Genomic DNA, 15,508 nt, shown 5'->3' on the forward strand with positions numbered 1-15,508 from the left:
CGGCTCCCCCGCGCGGTGGAGCCGACCACCCGCCCAAGTCCCGCCGGATGGCGGAGGCGCCCCGTGCCTCCCGGCCAATAGCGTCGACGCAGGCGGCGCAGGCCGTCGCGAGAGGGGTACGACATGCTCACCATCGAAGGGGTGACCAAGCACTTCGGCGACCGCCGGGTGCTCGACGACGTGGGGTTCACGGTCGGCAACGGCCGCCTCACCGGGTTCGTCGGCGGCAACGGCGCCGGCAAGACGACCACCATGCGGATCATGCTCGGCGTGCTGCAGGCCGACGCGGGATCCGTCTCGATCGACGGCACCGCGGTCCGGCCCGCCGACCGCCGCCGCTTCGGCTACATGCCCGAGGAACGCGGGCTGTACCCGAAGATGCCGGTGGCCGAGCAGATCACCTACATGGCCCGGTTGCACGGCGTCGACAAGCGCGCGGCGACCACGCGGACCACCGAGTTGCTCGAACGACTCGAGCTGACCGGCCACGCCGACGACCCCGTCGAGAAGCTGTCGCTCGGCAACCAGCAGCGGGTGCAGATCGCCGCGGCCCTGGCTCACGACCCCGAGGTGCTGGTGCTCGACGAGCCGTTCTCGGGCCTCGACCCGATGGCCGTCGACACGGTGCTGGGCGTCCTGCGCGAGACCGCGGCGCGCGGGGTCCCGGTGCTGTTCTCGAGCCACCAGCTCGACGTCGTCGAACGGCTCTGCGACGACGTCGTCGTGATCGCGGGCGGCACCATCCGTGCTGCCGGCCCGCAGGACGAACTCCGCAAGCAGGCCGGGCCCGCCGCCTGGGAGCTGCTGGTCGACGGCGACGTCGCCTGGCTCCGCGACGAGCCCGGTGTGACGGTCCGCGAGTTCGACGGCGGCTACGCCGTCTTCGAGGCCGACCCGTCCACCGCCCAACACGTCCTGCAGCGGGCCGTCCAGCAGGGCACCGTCGGGTCGTTCGCCCCGCGGGTCCCGCGGCTCAGCGAGGTCTTCCGGGAGGTCATCCGATGAACGACTCCTTCGTGCAGGCCGTGCGGCTCGTCTCCGCACGCGAGATCCAGGCACGCATCCGCAGCAAGGCCTTCGTGGTCTCCGCCCTCATCCTGATCGGTATGGTCGTCGCGTCCATCGTGGTCGGCGGCATCGTCGGCAAGGCCACCGCCGACGACACCACGCCGGTCGCCGTGGTCGACAGCGTCTCGCTGCCCACCACGAGCGGGCTCGACGTCACGAAGTCCGGTTCCGTCGCCGACGCGGAACGGCTCGTGCAGAACGGCGACGTCGACGCGGCGATCGTGCCGTCCGACGACCCGCTCGGCTACAAGGTCGTCGGCCTCGACGAGGCCCCGACCGACGTCGTCTCCGCGCTGAGCGTCACACCGCGGATCGAACTGCTCGACCCGGACGCGCTGCCCGGCGGACTCGTCTACCTCATCGCCATCGCGTTCGGCGTCGTGTACTTCGCCTCGGCCGTGACCTTCGGCCAGTCGATCGCGCAGAGCGTGGTCGAGGAGAAGTCGACCAGGGTCGTGGAGATCCTGATGTCCGCGATCTCGGCCAGGGCGCTGCTCGCCGGCAAGGTCCTCGGCAACAGCGTGATGGCCTTCGCGCAGATCGTCGCCGTGGCGATCGCCGCGGTCGTCACCCTGGCGGTGACCGGGCAGGACAACATGTTCTCGATGCTCGGCCCGAGCATCCTGTGGTTCGTCGGGTTCTTCGCCGTCGGCTTCGTGCTCATCGCGTCGCTGTTCGCCGCGGCGGCCGTGCTCGTGTCGCGTCAGGAGGACGTCGGCAGCGTCACCACGCCGGTGATGATGCTCGTGATGATCCCGTACATCCTGATCATCGTCGCGTACAACAACCCGACCGTGCTCGGCATCATGTCGTACGTGCCGTTCAGTGCACCGATCGGCATGCCGATGCGGATCTTCCTCGGCACGGCCGAATGGTGGGAGCCGATCCTGTCGCTCCTGATCGTGGTCGCCGCGGTGGTCGTGGTCGTCCTGGTGGGCGCCCGCGTCTACGAGAACGCGCTGCTGCGGACGGGCAGTCGCGTGAAGCTGACGGAGGCGCTGCGCGGCTGACGCCGCCGGCCCGGCAGATCGGACGGGAGGCCCGGATCACGTGAGCAGATCGGCTCACGTGATCCGGGCCTCCCGTCGTCAGTCCGCGCGCACCGAGAAAACGTCGCCCGGCTGGCACCCGAGCTCCTGGCAGAGCCGGGTGAGCGTGGAGAACCGGATCGCGCGTGCCCGGTTGTTCTTCAGCACCGACAGGTTCACCACGGTCACCCCGACCCGGTCGGCGAGCTCGGTCAGCGTCATGCCCCGAGCGGCGAGCAGCTCGTCGAGGTGGCAGACGACCGCGTGACCGTCCTCCTGTTCCGGGGGCATCAGACCAGCCCGGACTGGTCGCGCACCATCCGCTGCGAGGCGGTCAGGGCGAACCGGAAGCAGATGACGACGAGCAGACCGAGGTACACCGGCACGAACTGGTGGTCGACGTCGGGCGTCGGGAGGCGCCCGTCCCAGCCGAGCCCCGACACCACCCAGTTCCACCCCATCCGGCGGACGAACTGGGGCACGAACCCGGCCACCAGCACCGCAGCCGCGAGCCAGTCGAGGATGCGGGTCGTCGACCGATCGAACAGCCCGCCGCGTGAGATCTTCCACGCCACCGCCGCCACCAGGGCGATGAGCGCACTGACGAACAGGACCTCGAGCGCGTCACCGACCCGGATGTACCCGATCGCCCCGGCCGGCACGTCCGCGATCGGGGCCCGGAGCACGAGGTGTTCGGCGGTGACGGTCGCACCACCGGGCGGCTGCGGGACCTCGCTCGTCGCGGTCATCCGGACGGGCACCGACACCGTCCCGGAGCTGAGCGAGCGGACGAGCAGGTCGACGTACCGCCAGACGACGAGCGCGATGCCGATCACGCAGCAAGCGACGTAGGCGAGGTAGGAGTTCCGCCCGCGGGGCGGTTCGTACACGGGTGCGGTCATGGCGTCTTCCCTGTCGATCATCGATACCATCGAATTTCGATACAACGATAAACGATGGGTCAGACCGGTGCAAGACCCGTCCCGCTCCGACCTACAGCAGGCCGAAGACCGCCTGCGCGCCGAGGCTCGTGCCCGCCACGAGCACCCAGAGCGCGATGCCGAGCAGCATCGGACGGAAGCCGGCACGTCGCAGCGCCGCGAAGTCCGTCGAGCACCCGATCGCCGCCAGGGCCACCGTGATGAGGAACGAGGCCGCGGTCGAGAACTCCGGGGCAGCGTCAGCCGGCAGCACCCCGACGGTCCGGAGCAGCACCACCACGAGGAACCCGATCAGGAACCACGGGACCAACCGGAACACGCGGAACCCGCTGCGCGACCCCGTGTCGGGCGCGAGCTGCTCGCGGGAGGCGCGTCGGGCCTCCAGTCCGGCCAGCCCGATGACGATCGGGATGATCATCAGGGTCCGCACCAGCTTCACGACGACCGCCGTGTCGGTCGCCTGGCGACCGTAGACCGTCGCGGTGGCGACGACGGACGACGTGTCGTTCACCGCAGTGCCCGCGAACACGCCGAAGGCGTGCTGGCTGAGGCCGAGGGCGTGGCCGAGCAGGGGGAAGGCGAACACCGCGGCGATGTTGCAGAGGAAGATCGTCGACATCGCGTAGGCGACGTCCGCGCTGACCGCACCGATGACGGGCGTGACGGCCGCGATCGCGGACGCACCGCAGATCCCGGTCCCCACGCCGATCAGGGTGCGGAGGGCGCTCGACACCCGCAGCAGACGGCCGATCCCCCAGGCGGCACCGAGGCACACCACGAGGGTCGTCAGCATGACCGGCAGGGTCTCGCCGCCGATGCGCAGGACCTCGCCGATCGACAGCTGCGCGCCGAGCAGGACCACCGCGAACTGCAGCACACGGCTCGACGAGAACTTCACGCCGGGAGCGAGCACGGCGAGGCTGCCTCCGGTGCGGCGACGGACGAGCCAACCGAGCACCGCGCCGATCAGGACGGCGGGGACGGGTCCGCCCACGACCGGGACGACCGATCCGATCAGGGTCGCGACGAGGCCGATCGCGACGGCGACGGCGACACCGGGTGCGGCGGTGCGGGCGAACTGCATGGGAACAGCATCTCGTGCTCGCGGCCGTCGTGCGGTCCAGCCGGGCAGGATGGTGCGGTGGAGTACTCGGGCGAGCGGTGGGTGCAGCGGCTGCGCGACGGCGAGATGCCGAAGCGGTGGCCGTTCCTGGTCGGCCTCACGATCGTCACGGTGGCCGGCGGGATCGGGGTGTACTTCTCGGCGACCCACCTCGACGGCATCCTGCACTCGGACGCCCGACGCCCCTTCGCCGTGCCGTTGTTCTCGGTGCTGCTGCTCGGGTTCGGGCCCGTGGCCGCGGTGCTGTCCTGGCTGCGCGGGCGGCGCGACCGCGTGGTGCTGGACCGGATCCGCCGGAACGGGACCTCGACGCGCTTCCACCTGCCCGTCCTCCGCTCGGGCCCGTACGCCGCCGACGACTTCCCGGACCCGAGGCCGGAGCTGTGGACGGTCGACGCGGCGGGTCTCCACGCGTGGTCACCCGAGCGCGACGATCCCGTGTTCGACCTGGTGTGGGACGACGTCAGGACGATCGAGCTGGCCTCGACGGACGTCCGCGGACAACGCACCGACACCGGGATCTGGATCGTCACCGAGGCGGTGGGTCGGTTCGTGCTGCTGCCGCGCGCAGTCATCGGGCGGCCGTTCGGCGCGAGCGTGACGAAGATCCACATCCTGATGCAGGTGCTCCGGTCGCTGCGGCGCGAGTTCGATCCGCGCCACGACACCGGGCGCTCCGGTCGAGCCGCGGCCGATCGATGACGACACCCGACGAGCAGTGGGTGCAGCGGCTGCGTGACGGCGAGATGCCGAAGCGGGGGCCGGTCCTGCTCGTGGCCGCGGTGACGACGGCCGCGGGGCTCGGCGTGCTCGTCGCCGAGTTCGCGTCGCCGGATTTCCTGCGCGGTCTCGACAGCGCCCGCACACAGGCCAACTTCGTCCTGTGGCCGCTGTTCGTCGCCGGGTTCGGCCTGCTGCTGGCGGTGGTGACCTGGAGCGCCGGTCGGACCGATCGCCGCACCCTGGCACGGATCCGGGAACGCCACACGCCCCGGTTCCACCTGCCGGTCTCCGCGTCGGGGTTTCGGGCGACCGACGACCTGCCGGGCCCCCGACCCGAGATCTGGACCGTCGACGCGTCCGGTCTGCACGCGTGGGCGCCGTCGCGGGCGGAGCCGGTGTTCGACCTGCCCTGGACCCACATCCGGAAGTTCTCCGTGGCCACGAAGGACGCACGCGGACAACGGGTCGACTTCGGCGTCTGGATCAGCACGACGGTCGGCGAGGACGTCGTGGTGGAGCCACGACCAGCGCTCGGACGCGGGTTCGAGGGCGGCCCGGACAAACTCGCGACGATCGTTCGGGTCCTCCGCGCACTGCAGCGCGAGCTCGGCGGTCGGGGTGCTGCCGCCGATCAGCCCTGAGCGGTCGGGACCTCGCCGGTCATGTCGACGCGCTCGGTGCCGTCGTTCCAGATGTACGTCGCGGTGGTGCGACCGGAGGCGTCAGCGTTCGCCTCGTTCGCCTTCGCGTACGTGTAGGTGACCTTGATCGAGGCGTCGGCCAACCGCTCGATGGCCGGCTCGAACGCGTACTGCTCGGAGGTCGCGGTGCCGAGGTACCGGCCCTGGTGGAAGAGCAGGATCGCGTACGGCGAGCCAGCGGTGCCGAACTCGGGCGCGACGACGGACCAGGACAGTGAGGCGCAGGCGTCGTAGCCGGTGTAGTCGGCGTTCGCGGCGTCCCACTTGGTGTCCTCGAGGCCGGCGGGCGACGGCAGCGCAGCGATCCCGGCGGCTGCTGCCTCGGAGCCGGTCTCGGGACCACAGGTCGGGGTGGGCGTCGGTGTCTGGCTCGGCGTGCTCGTCGGCGTCGGGGTGGCTGCCGTGTCCGTCGGCGCCGCGGTCACGGTCTCGGTGACGGTCGGGGTCGCGTCGCCACCGTCCCCGCCACCGGAGCAGCCGGTCAGCAGGGCGACCACGGCGGCGCCGGTCAGGATCAGGGCAGTCTTCGAGGTACGCACCACTCCACGGTGCACCGGCGGCGGTGTCGGCGCTCGCATCGTTACCGGCCCGTAGTCTGCTGGCATGCGGGGAGAGGGCATCGGGGCATCGGTGGGGACGGTCGACGTCATGGACGACGTGCTCCCCGGCCCGCACGGACCGGTCCCGATCCGGCGCTACCGACCGAAGGCCCCGGCAGCCGCTCCGACCCTGGTCTGGCTGCACGGGGGCGGGTTCTTCCGGGGCGACCTGGACCTGCCCGAGTCGGACGCCGTGGCCCGGGCACTCAGCGCCCGCGGCATCCCGGTGGTCACCGTCGACTACCGCCTCGGTCCGCTGCCCGGCATGCCCTGGATCGGGCGGACGGGCCCCCGAGCACGCCGACGTGCACCGCATGCACGCGACGAGGTCGTGGCGGTGCTCCGCTCACTCGCAGAGGAGTGTCCGGCCCGCACGGACCGGTCCCGATCCGGCGCTACCGACCGAAGGCCCCGGCAGCCGCTCCGACCCTGGTCTGGCTGCACGGGGGCGGGTTCTTCCGGGGCGACCTGGACCTGCCCGAGTCGGACGCCGTGGCCCGGGCACTCAGCGCCCGCGGCATCCCGGTGGTCACCGTCGACTACCGCCTCGGTCCGCTGCCCGGCATGCCCTGGATCGGGCGGACGGGCCCCCGAGCACGCCGACGTGCACCGCATGCACGCGACGAGGTCGTGGCGGTGCTCCGCTCACTCGCAGAGGAGTGTCCGGCCGGCCTGGTGCTCGGTGGCGCGAGCGCTGGAGCGTGCCTCGCCGCCACCGTGATCCCGGCCGGACCCGCGCTGGCCGGCGCCGTGCTCGCGTACGGTTTCTTCCACGCGCGGATACCCCGCGACCCAGCGGTGCAGCGTCTCGTGCGCGGGCACCGGCGGATCACGCACGCTCCACTGTTGCTCGACGCCGCGAACCGCACCTACGCCGGGCCGCTCGGCGCCGGAGCGTTCCCGGCGCCGGAGGACCTCAGCACGTTCCCGCGCACCCTGGTGCTCGACGCCGAGCGGGACACGATGCGCGCATCCGGCGACCGGTTCGCACGGCAACTCGGTGCCGCGGGGGTCGATCTCGAACGGCACGTCCTGCCCGACAGCCGGCACGCGTTCCTCAACCGACCGGGCAGCATCGACTTCGCGGCTGCCGTCGACCTGATCGCTTCGTGGGTGGTCCGACAGCCCGTCTGAGCGTTCGAGCGTGTGCGACCGTCGGACATTCCGGTGACGCCACGACGAACCGGACGTATTCTGCAGTCGGAAGCAACGGCGGTTCCGAACACCCTTCGCCACGTTCACCGTCGTGGCGTCCCGCCTCTGCGACGAAGAGTCCTACCGTGACCGAACACCTCATCGAGTACGTCGCCCGTGACCGCACGGGCATCACCGCCGTCGTGACGACCACCAGCGTCATCGACGTCGACACCGTGATCCAGCACATCCGCTCCGGACACACCGGCTACTACGTGGCCGCCGACTCCTGGAAGCGCACACCGGTCCGGAGCATGTCGTTCATCGGCGGCACCTACCTGTTCGCGAACTGGGACGGCTCGAAGCGGAACATGCTGCACGACCTGGCGTTCCGGTCGCCGGCGGGCGCGGTCCGGACAGAGGAGCCGACGGAGACCCGCTTCGCGCGCTTCCTCAGCGCGGTGTTCGGCCGCCGACTGCCGCAGCCCTGACCCCCGCCTACCCTGCCGCTGCCGCTGCGCACGTCCGTGAGAGCATGACGGGCATGCAGAAGGGGGAGCACATGCTCGCGAAGGACGTGTCCGACAAGCGGTTCCGACCGACCAAGTGGCGGGAGGGCTACGACCAGGGTGAGGTCGATGCGTTCCTCGACCGGATCCAGACCACCCTCGCCGGGTACGAGCAGGGGCGGCCGGTGGATCCGCTCACGCCGGATGACGTGACCGCCGTGCGATTCCAACCGACGAAGTTCCGCGAGGGCTACGACCAGGACCAGGTCGACGACTTCCTCGACGAGGTCGTCATCGCGCTCCGCCAGCACGCGGTGCGCTGAGACCGACACCGACGCAGAACGACATCCCCGTCGTCGTGCGACAACGGGGATGTCGTTCCGGGTCGATCCCGGCAGTCGATCCAGCCCTCAGACCTGCGCGCCCTCCAGCGTCGCCGCGAGCGGGTCGAAGTCCTCGGGCAGCGACGCGATCGGCGCGACGGTCGACTCGACCTCGATGAACGAGCGGGCGGCGATCGACTCCTCGACCGCGACCATGGTGTCGAGCACGTGGTAGCCGACCTCGCCGGTCGCGATGTGCGAGCCGCCGCCACGGATGGCCCGCGCCATGTCGAGCACGCCGAGCCCACGGCCGACGGTGGGCTCCTCGTCGAGCAGCACGTCCCACTCCTGCGAGAAGGGGAACGTCGCGTCCGCGGTCAGCGGTCGCGCGATCCGGATCGGGTGCCCGCCACCGAACGTGTTCGGGTCGGGCAGGACGATCGTGCCCTCGGTCCCGTTGACCTCGAACACGCCGTGCCGGAACAGCGGGGTGTCGAACGACAGCAGCGACTGTGCGTTGCCACCCTGCTCGAACGAGGTCAGGACGGAGACGTGGGTCGGCACCTCGACGGGGAACGAGTCGCCCGCGTTCGGTCCGACGACCAGCTGCCGCGTCGACCGCGACTGAGACCCAGTCGCGACGACGGAGTCGATCGGTCCGAGCAGGTGCACGAGCGCCGTGAAGTAGTACGGGCCGATGTCGAACAGCGGGCCTGCGCCCTTGGCGTAGAGGAACGACGCGTTCGGGTGGAACACGTCCGGCCCCTGCCACTGCATGCTCGTGACCGCGGTGAGCGGGGTACCGATCGCACCGGCCTCGATCGCGCGCTTGGCGGTCTGCCACCCCGGGCCGAGCACGGTGTCGGGCGCGATGCCGAGCTTCAGGCCGAGGGAGTCGGCGAGTTCGACGAGCGACGCGGCCGAGGCACGGTCCACACCGATCGGCTTCTCGCTCCACACGTGCTTGCCGGCACGCAGTGCGTCCATCGAGACGGCGACGTGCGTGGCGGGGAGCGTCAGGTTGATGACGATCTCGACGTCGGGATCGGTGAGCACGGATGCGCCGTCGCCCGAGGCCGCGACACCCCACTTCGAAGCCGACGCCGCGGCGCGCTCCGTGTCGATGTCGCCGATCCGGACGACCTCGACGTCGGGGAACGTCGTGAGGTTCGCCAGGTACTGCTCGCTGATCATGCCGGCGCCGATGAAGCCGATGCCGACGCGTCCGGTGCGGGTCATGCGGACACCTCCGATGCGGACGACGAACCGGCCGGCGCGAGCTGCGCCGCGAGCCACTCGTACGACTGCTGCACACCGTCGAAGACGTCCCCGTCGAACCCGTCGAACTCGATCACGGCGTACTCGAGCACCGTCGCCGCACGGAGGGCCTCGGCGAGCCGGACTTCGCCCTGGCCGGCCGGGGTCTGGTCGGTGGGGATCGTCGCGGTGGAGATGTCGTCGCGCATCGGACCGTCCTTGACGTGCACGGCGACGATGCGGTCGCCGAGCTCCTCGATGAACGCGACGACGTCGATGCCCGCGGCCGATGCCCAGTACAGGTCGAGCTCGAGCACCACGGCCGGGTCGAGCAGCGACGCGAGCACCTGCAGCGCGGGCTGGCCGTCGATCCGCGGCCGGAGCTCGTGGTCGTGGTTGTGGTAGCCGACGCGCAGACCGTGCTCGGCGGCCTCGACGGCAGCGGCGTTCAGTCGTGCGGCGACGCGCTCGACGCCCTCGCGGGTCGTCCACGCGTCGGGCCCGACGAACGGGTCGATGACGATCTCGAGGCCGAGTTCCTTCGCCGCCGCGAAGGTGTCGGCGTGCGACGGGGCGGTCATCACGGTGCCGTCCGGCAGCGGGATGGTCTCCTCGACCAGGAACGCGTGGCCGGTCTTCGCGGTGATGCCGTGGGCGTCGAACGCGGACTTGAGCTGCGCTGCTCGGTCCACGAACGCGAACGCTTCGACGGTGTCGAAGCCGATCTCGGCCAGGCGGCGGACGCCGCCGTCGAGGTCGGGCTCCAGCGCGGCGTTCACCGTGTAGAGCTGCAGGGAGATGGCGGGAGCCATGTCGGGTCCTTTCCGGGGGTGGTGCAGGTGACTGCCTGGAGGCGCGACTCGCGTTGCGGACGCGAGTCGCGCCTCCCGGCGGCTGGATTGGTGCGGTGCCTACCGGACCGACTTGATCGGCAGGATCACGAGGGCGCCGAGGATGACGGCGACGCCGGCACCCCAGAGCATGAGCGTGTAGTTCTGACCACCGCCGATGCCGAGCAGGAACAGGCCGACGGCCGGAGCGAGCGACTGCGGCAGCGCGTTCGCGATGTTGATGACGCCGAGGTCCTTGCCGGGGCGTTCCGGGTCGGGCAGCACGTCGACGATCAGGGCGGTGTCGATGGCAGCGTAGATGCCGAAGGCGAAGCCGAGGACGATCTCGGCGAAGTAGAAGCCGCCGACGGTGTCGACGTGGGCCAGGATCACGAGGCCGACCGCGGTCAGTGCGGTGGAGCCCCAGACGAAGACCTTGCGGCGCTGGACGCGGTCCGACACCCAACCGGAGACGGCGGCGCTGACGAGCAGGGCGACCGTGTAGAGCAGGACGCCGAACGCGACGACCCCGACGGCCTCGGCCTGCGGCAGACCGATGCGGTCCTGCATGTAGAGCAGGCGGTACGTCGTGAACATGAACGTGCCGAACGTGATGAGGAAGCGACCCCACCAGGCGAGTCCGAAGTCGCGGTGCTTGAACGGGTTCGTCCAGAACGAGCTGATCAGGTTGATCCAGCTGAACGGCTTGACCGGCGTCGTCGGCAGGTCGTCGCGTGCCACGAAGCAGTAGACGAGGATCGCGATGATCGCCAGGACACCGGGGGCGATGAAGAGCACCGGGAGGTTGCCGACCAGGTACACGGCCAGGTACAGGCCGGCGAGGATCGCGATGTTCTGCGCGAGGGCGATGACGCTCGAGGCCTTGCCGCGCTGGAACTCCGGCACGTTGTCGGCGAAGCTCGCGGTCAGCGTGGCGAGGACGGCGTTCGCCGTGACCTGCGCGAGGACCCAGGCCAGCGTGAGCTGCAGGACGTTCGGCGAGAACGCGAGCCAGGCGAGCGAACCGACGAAGACGATGACGCCGCCGAGCATCCACGGGCGTCGACGTCCCCACCGGCTGCGGGTGCGGTCGGAGATCGCGCCGAACAGCGGGTTTGCGAACAGTGCACCGAGGGCACCGAACGGCAGGACGGAGCCGACCACGGTCTCGGGGCTCGTGGGGTTGAGCTCGGTCGCCTTGATCGACATGCTCACGAAGACCGGCGTGAGCAGGGCGACGAACAGGCCGAACTGGGCGAAGCTGAGGCCCCAGAGGTAGCCGCGGCCCACACGCATCGTGCTGACGGACTGCGTGATCCCCTCGACCGAGAACGCTCGGGGCGCCGCGGCGTCCGAGGCGGTGGCACCGGCGGCTGCGGTGACCGCCGGCGATGCGGTCCCGGCGATGCCGCGGGTGGGTTCTTCCTTCGACGTCGGTGTCGACATGACTCCTCCTCGAGTCATAGGGGGCTTCGGGGCCCTCGAATACCTAGTGCTGCTAGGTGATCGGGACTGTAGCACCGGAAACCTCCGACCAGAAGTTTTTGTCCCGATTGTTGCGCCGGTACATTGGCACGCGTGACCTCCAACGATGGAATCGGCACCAGGGGCCCCTACGCCAAGGGCGTGCAGCGTCGGCGGGAGATCCTCGACCAGACGCTCGACGTCGTCGCCTCGCGCGGGATCGACGGCACCTCACTGCGCGCCATCGGCGATGCGATCGGGGTCTCGCACGCGGCACTGAAGCACTACTTCTCGTCCCGCGAAGCGCTGCTGGTCGAGGTCCTGCGGGAACGCGATGCTGCCTCGGACCGGGCGCTCGGCGACACGGCCGGGGTCTTCACCCGGCTGGCCTTCGTCGCTGACCGGAACGTCAGCGAGCCGGCACTCGTGACGCTCTACACGACCCTGCTCGGGGCGTCGGTGGAGTCCGGCAACGAGACGGCGCGGGAGTTCTTCGCCGCCCGGTTCGACGAGGCACGGGGGAACCTGGTCGCCCAGCTGCACGACGAGCTCGCGGCGTCGGGGCGGCACTCGGACGCCGACCTCGAGCAGGTGGCGTCGCTCATCATCGCGGCGTTCGACGGGCTGCAGGTGCAGTGGCTGCTGGACCGGAACGTGGACATCGCGGGGACGCTGCGGTTGCTGGAGCGGGTGTTGTAGGGGGGACTCGGAACGACACCGGGTCGACTCGGAACGACGTCCCCGTCGTCGTACGACAACGAGGACGTCGTTCCGAGTCGACGAACGACCCCTACTTCTCGCCGTCCTCTTCCGGGTTGAAGTGCGAGTCGTCCCCGACGTGCCCAGCGGCGAGGCCGTCCGGGTCGTTGGGGATGGTGTTGTCGTCGCCGAGCCCGCCCGGCTTCTCGATGCCCTCGGAGTCGTTCACGGGGGCCTTGGCGTCGTCGTCGTGCGTGTTGCTGCTGTCGGTCATGGTCTGCTCCAGTGCAGTGGTCGAACCGAGGGCGACGCCCCCGGCAGGTGCTGACCTCGGACGCTACGTGCCGCTGCTCGGAATCCACCCACCAGCCGCGTGCCCCGATCGGTCGACAGCGGAGTCGCCGCTCGGTAGATTGTTCAACAACCCGCGACGACAGGGAGTCCCCGTGACGACGATCGACCTGAACAGCGACCTCGGCGAGGGGTTCGGCGCCTGGACGATGGGCGACGACGCCGCGATGCTCGACGTCGTGTCGAGCGCCAACATCGCCTGCGGATTCCACGCCGGCGACCCGACGATCATGCTCGCCACCGCCCGCGCTGCCGCCGAGCGCGGGGTCGCGATCGGTGCGCACGTCGCCTACCGCGACCTCGCCGGCTTCGGCCGCCGTCCGGTGCACGTCACCCCGGACGAACTCCACGCCGACGTCGTGCACCAGCTCGGCGCGATGGCCGCCACCGCGCGGGTCGCCGGCACCGCCGTCACCTACGTCAAGCCCCACGGCGCCCTGTACAACACCGCGTGCGCCGACCCGGTCCAGGCCGAGGCCGTGGTCCGGGCGATCGCCGACGTCGACAGCTCGCTCGCGGTGCTCGCGCTGCCGGGTTCCGAACTCCTGCTCGCTGCCGAACGCCACGGGCTGCGCGCGGTCGCGGAGTCCTTCGCCGACCGCGCCTACGAACCCGACGGCTCCCTGGTGTCCCGCAGCACGCCGGGTTCGGTGCTCCACGATCCGGACGAGGTCGCCGACCGCGTCCTCCGCATGGTCACCGACGGGGTCGCGACCGCCGTCGACGGCTCCGAGCTGCGGGTCAGCGCCGACTCCGTCTGCGTCCACGGCGACTCCCCCGGCGCCGTCGCGATGGCCCGCGCGATCCGAGCCCTGCTGACCGAGCACGGCGTCGCGATCGCGCCGTTCGCACCGTGACCGTCCTCGACCTCCGACCAGCTGGGCGTACCGCCTTGCTCGCCACCTTCGACTCCCTGCCGCAGGTCGCCGCCTTCCGCGCCGGGCTGACCGCGGCTCGGCTGCCCGGCCTCACCGAGGTCGTGTCCGGCGCGCGGACACTGCTGCTCCGCTACGACCCGGCGACGACCGACGCCGCGAGACTCCGCAGTGCGATCGAACGGGTCGTCCCGTCCGCCGACGCCGACGCGGCGAGCGCCGCGGACCCCCTCGTCATCCCGGTGGTCTACGACGGCGAGGACCTCGACCAGGTCGTCGCCCTGACGGGCATGCGCCGCGACCGCGTGATCGCGTGGCACACCGGCCAGCTCTGGACGAGCGCGTTCTGCGGCTTCGCCCCGGGCTTCAGCTACCTCACCGGCACCGAGCCGTCACTCGACCTGCCACGCCGGAGCACGTCGCGCACCGCCGTGCCGAGCGGTGCCGTCGCACTGGCGGGCGAGTTCAGCGCCGTCTACCCGCGCGTCTCCCCCGGCGGCTGGCAGCTCATCGGCCGCACCGACGTGCCGATGTGGGCACTCGACCGGGAACCGCCGGCGCTGGCACCCGCCGGCACCCGGGTCCGGTTCGTCGACGCGGGTGCGGCATGAGCGCGCTGACCGTCCTGCAGGTCGGCTACGGCGCGGCAACGCAGGACCTGGGGCGCCCCGGCTTCAGTGACATGGGCCTCGGCGCGGCGGGCGCCGCCGACCGCGGGTCCGCAGCACTGGCCAACCGGCTGGTCGGCAACCGTCCCGATGCGGCCGTCCTGGAGGCCCTGCTCGGCTCCGTCACGCTGCGGACCGACGCGTACGTGGCCGTCGCCACCGCCGGGGCCGCCTGCCCGGTCGAGATCGAGCGAGCGGACGGCCGGGTCCGCGGTGCGGCCTCGCACGAGGTCCTGATGCTCGCACCGGGTGACACGCTCCGGATCGGTACGGCCACCGCCGGGCTGCGCTCCTACATCGCGGTCCTCGGCGGGTTCGCGGTCGAGCCCGTACTGGGCAGTCGCTCGTGGGACTCGCTCGCACGCCTCGGGCCTCCGCCGTCGTCGCCGGGTGACGTCCTGCCGATCGGCGATGCGCGCGCCTCGTGGCCGATCGTCGACGCCGTGCCGCAACCCGACGAGCACTGGCCGGACGACCCGGTCGTCCTCGACATCACCGCCGGCCCCCGCGACGACTGGTTCACGCCGGACTGGCGCGACACCCTGACCGCTCAGGACTTCACCGTCGGGTCGGACAGCGACCGCGTGGGGGTCCGCACCACGGCTCCGCAGCCACTCGTCCGCGCCGTGACGGTCGAGCTGCCGAGCGAAGGGGTGGAGACCGGTTCGCTGCAGGTCCCGCCGGAGGGCTTCCCGGTGCTGTTCCTCGCCGACCACCCGGTCACCGGCGGCTACCCCGTCGTGGCGGTCCTCACGCCGGAGTCGGTCGACCGTGCCGCGCAGCTCCGCCCGGGCGACGCCATCCGCTTCCGGTTCGTCCACTGACGACCGGCTCGCTGACCGATCCGGAACAGGTCGGCGCCACTGCGGGTTGAGTCGGACACTGCCGACGAAAGGTGCACCACATGTCGATCACCGTCCTGCTCGAGGTCCAGTTCCGGAGCGACGTCCCCGCCGACACCGTCGAGGCGGCGATCCGCGAGACGCTCGCGCAGACCCGGGCCTTCGACGGCTGCGAGTCCCTCGAGGTGCTGGTCGACGACGCCGACCCGACGCGCATGGTCGTCGTCGAGTCCTGGACGAGCGGGGCCGCCCACGACGCCTACGAGGCATGGCGGGCGACCCCGGACGGTGCCGCAGCGATCGGACCGATCGTCGCCGCTCCGCCCGTCGCGCGGACGTTCGCACGGACGATCGCGATCAGCTGACCTGCTGT

19 protein-coding genes and 3 pseudogenes are annotated in these 15,508 nt (G+C 71.2%); 14 read left to right on the top strand and 8 right to left on the bottom strand.

The genetic code is table 11. The features are described from left to right. The first annotated feature begins 123 nt into the window (after positions 1-123). Both GVL05_RS07665 and GVL05_RS07670 read left to right on the top strand, forming a co-directional pair. Entirely contained in the window at positions 124-1,005 is an 882-nt protein-coding gene (locus tag GVL05_RS07665) for an ABC transporter ATP-binding protein (RefSeq protein ID WP_123939333.1), read from the top strand. Beyond that, positions 1,002-2,078, top strand: coding sequence for an ABC transporter permease (locus GVL05_RS07670; protein ID WP_132099822.1), 1,077 nt, complete (start codon positions 1,002-1,004; stop codon positions 2,076-2,078). The genes GVL05_RS07665 and GVL05_RS07670 overlap by 4 nt, the downstream gene beginning before the upstream one ends. A gap of 78 nt (positions 2,079-2,156) precedes the next feature. Here the strand turns inward: GVL05_RS07670 and GVL05_RS07675 are convergent, their stop codons facing one another. From GVL05_RS07675 to GVL05_RS07685, 3 genes are all read right to left on the bottom strand, one after another. Next, a complete protein-coding gene (locus tag GVL05_RS07675) occupies positions 2,157-2,387 on the bottom strand; it encodes a helix-turn-helix transcriptional regulator (RefSeq protein ID WP_123291745.1) in 231 nt (76 codons plus the stop codon). Then, complete coding sequence (locus GVL05_RS07680; protein ID WP_159572624.1) at positions 2,387-3,019, bottom strand: hypothetical protein; 633 nt, start codon at positions 3,017-3,019, stop codon at positions 2,387-2,389. Before GVL05_RS07680 ends, GVL05_RS07675 begins: the two co-directional genes overlap by 1 nt. Positions 3,020-3,089: 70 nt before the next feature. Then, the gene (locus tag GVL05_RS07685) at positions 3,090-4,121 is read right to left on the bottom strand and encodes a YeiH family protein (protein WP_159572626.1); all 1,032 of its coding nucleotides are present in this window, start codon (positions 4,119-4,121) and stop codon (positions 3,090-3,092) included. A 57-nt stretch (positions 4,122-4,178) separates the two neighbouring features. On the opposite strand from GVL05_RS07685, the gene GVL05_RS07690 reads away from it, so the two are divergent. Both GVL05_RS07690 and GVL05_RS07695 read left to right on the top strand, forming a co-directional pair. Then, entirely contained in the window at positions 4,179-4,862 is a 684-nt protein-coding gene (locus GVL05_RS07690) for a hypothetical protein (protein WP_159572628.1), read from the top strand. After that, positions 4,859-5,524, top strand: a complete 666-nt coding sequence (locus tag GVL05_RS07695) for a hypothetical protein (RefSeq protein ID WP_123291741.1) — start codon at positions 4,859-4,861, stop codon at positions 5,522-5,524. The genes GVL05_RS07690 and GVL05_RS07695 overlap by 4 nt, the downstream gene beginning before the upstream one ends. Here GVL05_RS07695 and GVL05_RS07700 read toward each other — a convergent pair. Then, positions 5,515-6,123, bottom strand: a complete 609-nt coding sequence (locus GVL05_RS07700) for an LppP/LprE family lipoprotein (protein WP_159572630.1) — start codon at positions 6,121-6,123, stop codon at positions 5,515-5,517. The genes GVL05_RS07695 and GVL05_RS07700 overlap by 10 nt on opposite strands. Before the next feature lie 109 nt (positions 6,124-6,232). Between GVL05_RS07700 and GVL05_RS20150 the strand changes: the two are divergent. The 5 genes and pseudogenes from GVL05_RS20150 to GVL05_RS19985 form a co-directional block, all read left to right on the top strand. Then, positions 6,233-6,382 (top strand): annotated as a pseudogene (locus tag GVL05_RS20150) (alpha/beta hydrolase); the annotation flags it as partial. Positions 6,383-6,543: 161 nt separating this feature from the next. Beyond that, positions 6,544-7,317, top strand: coding sequence for an alpha/beta hydrolase (locus tag GVL05_RS07710; RefSeq protein ID WP_235035901.1), 774 nt, complete (start codon positions 6,544-6,546; stop codon positions 7,315-7,317). Positions 7,318-7,463: 146 nt separating this feature from the next. Then, positions 7,464-7,808 carry a hypothetical protein gene (locus GVL05_RS07715; protein ID WP_159572632.1) on the top strand — a complete coding sequence of 115 codons (345 nt, stop codon included), beginning with the start codon at positions 7,464-7,466 and terminating at the stop codon, positions 7,806-7,808. Between the two features lie 71 nt (positions 7,809-7,879). After that, positions 7,880-7,975, top strand: a pseudogene (locus GVL05_RS19980) (DivIVA domain-containing protein); the annotation flags it as partial. A 36-nt stretch (positions 7,976-8,011) separates the two neighbouring features. Continuing rightward, a pseudogene (locus GVL05_RS19985) lies at positions 8,012-8,134 on the top strand (DivIVA domain-containing protein); the annotation flags it as partial. A 102-nt stretch (positions 8,135-8,236) separates the two neighbouring features. Here GVL05_RS19985 and GVL05_RS07725 read toward each other — a convergent pair. The 3 genes from GVL05_RS07725 to GVL05_RS07735 form a co-directional block, all read right to left on the bottom strand. Further along, the gene (locus GVL05_RS07725) at positions 8,237-9,388 is read right to left on the bottom strand and encodes a Gfo/Idh/MocA family protein (RefSeq protein ID WP_159572634.1); all 1,152 of its coding nucleotides are present in this window, start codon (positions 9,386-9,388) and stop codon (positions 8,237-8,239) included. Further along, positions 9,385-10,218, bottom strand: coding sequence for a sugar phosphate isomerase/epimerase (locus GVL05_RS07730; protein ID WP_159572636.1), 834 nt, complete (start codon positions 10,216-10,218; stop codon positions 9,385-9,387). Before GVL05_RS07730 ends, GVL05_RS07725 begins: the two co-directional genes overlap by 4 nt. Before the next feature lie 99 nt (positions 10,219-10,317). Next, complete coding sequence (locus tag GVL05_RS07735) at positions 10,318-11,682, bottom strand: MFS transporter (protein ID WP_123939344.1); 1,365 nt, start codon at positions 11,680-11,682, stop codon at positions 10,318-10,320. A 132-nt stretch (positions 11,683-11,814) separates the two neighbouring features. On the opposite strand from GVL05_RS07735, the gene GVL05_RS07740 reads away from it, so the two are divergent. Next, entirely contained in the window at positions 11,815-12,399 is a 585-nt protein-coding gene (locus tag GVL05_RS07740) for a TetR/AcrR family transcriptional regulator (protein WP_123291735.1), read from the top strand. Between the two features lie 91 nt (positions 12,400-12,490). Here GVL05_RS07740 and GVL05_RS07745 read toward each other — a convergent pair whose 3' ends face one another. Continuing rightward, entirely contained in the window at positions 12,491-12,673 is a 183-nt protein-coding gene (locus GVL05_RS07745) for a hypothetical protein (RefSeq protein WP_123673659.1), read from the bottom strand. A 172-nt stretch (positions 12,674-12,845) separates the two neighbouring features. On the opposite strand from GVL05_RS07745, the gene GVL05_RS07750 reads away from it, so the two are divergent. The 4 genes from GVL05_RS07750 (at position 12,846) to GVL05_RS07765 (ending at position 15,500) form a co-directional block, all read left to right on the top strand. Continuing rightward, on the top strand, positions 12,846-13,607 hold the full coding sequence (locus GVL05_RS07750; RefSeq protein WP_159572638.1) for a LamB/YcsF family protein: 762 nt from the start codon (positions 12,846-12,848) through the stop codon (positions 13,605-13,607). Continuing rightward, a complete protein-coding gene (locus GVL05_RS07755) occupies positions 13,604-14,236 on the top strand; it encodes an allophanate hydrolase subunit 1 (RefSeq protein ID WP_159572640.1) in 633 nt (210 codons plus the stop codon). Before GVL05_RS07750 ends, GVL05_RS07755 begins: the two co-directional genes overlap by 4 nt. Continuing rightward, positions 14,233-15,117, top strand: a complete 885-nt coding sequence (locus GVL05_RS07760) for a biotin-dependent carboxyltransferase family protein (RefSeq protein WP_159572642.1) — start codon at positions 14,233-14,235, stop codon at positions 15,115-15,117. The genes GVL05_RS07755 and GVL05_RS07760 overlap by 4 nt, the downstream gene beginning before the upstream one ends. 80 nt (positions 15,118-15,197) lie before the next feature. After that, positions 15,198-15,500 (top strand): putative quinol monooxygenase, encoded by a 303-nt coding sequence (locus GVL05_RS07765; RefSeq protein ID WP_111086660.1) that lies wholly within the window; start codon positions 15,198-15,200, stop codon positions 15,498-15,500. Positions 15,501-15,508 lie beyond the last annotated feature (8 nt).

The sequence above is a fragment of the Curtobacterium sp. 18060 genome (assembly GCF_902706105.1).
Classification (GTDB): Bacteria; Actinomycetota; Actinomycetes; order Actinomycetales; family Microbacteriaceae; genus Curtobacterium.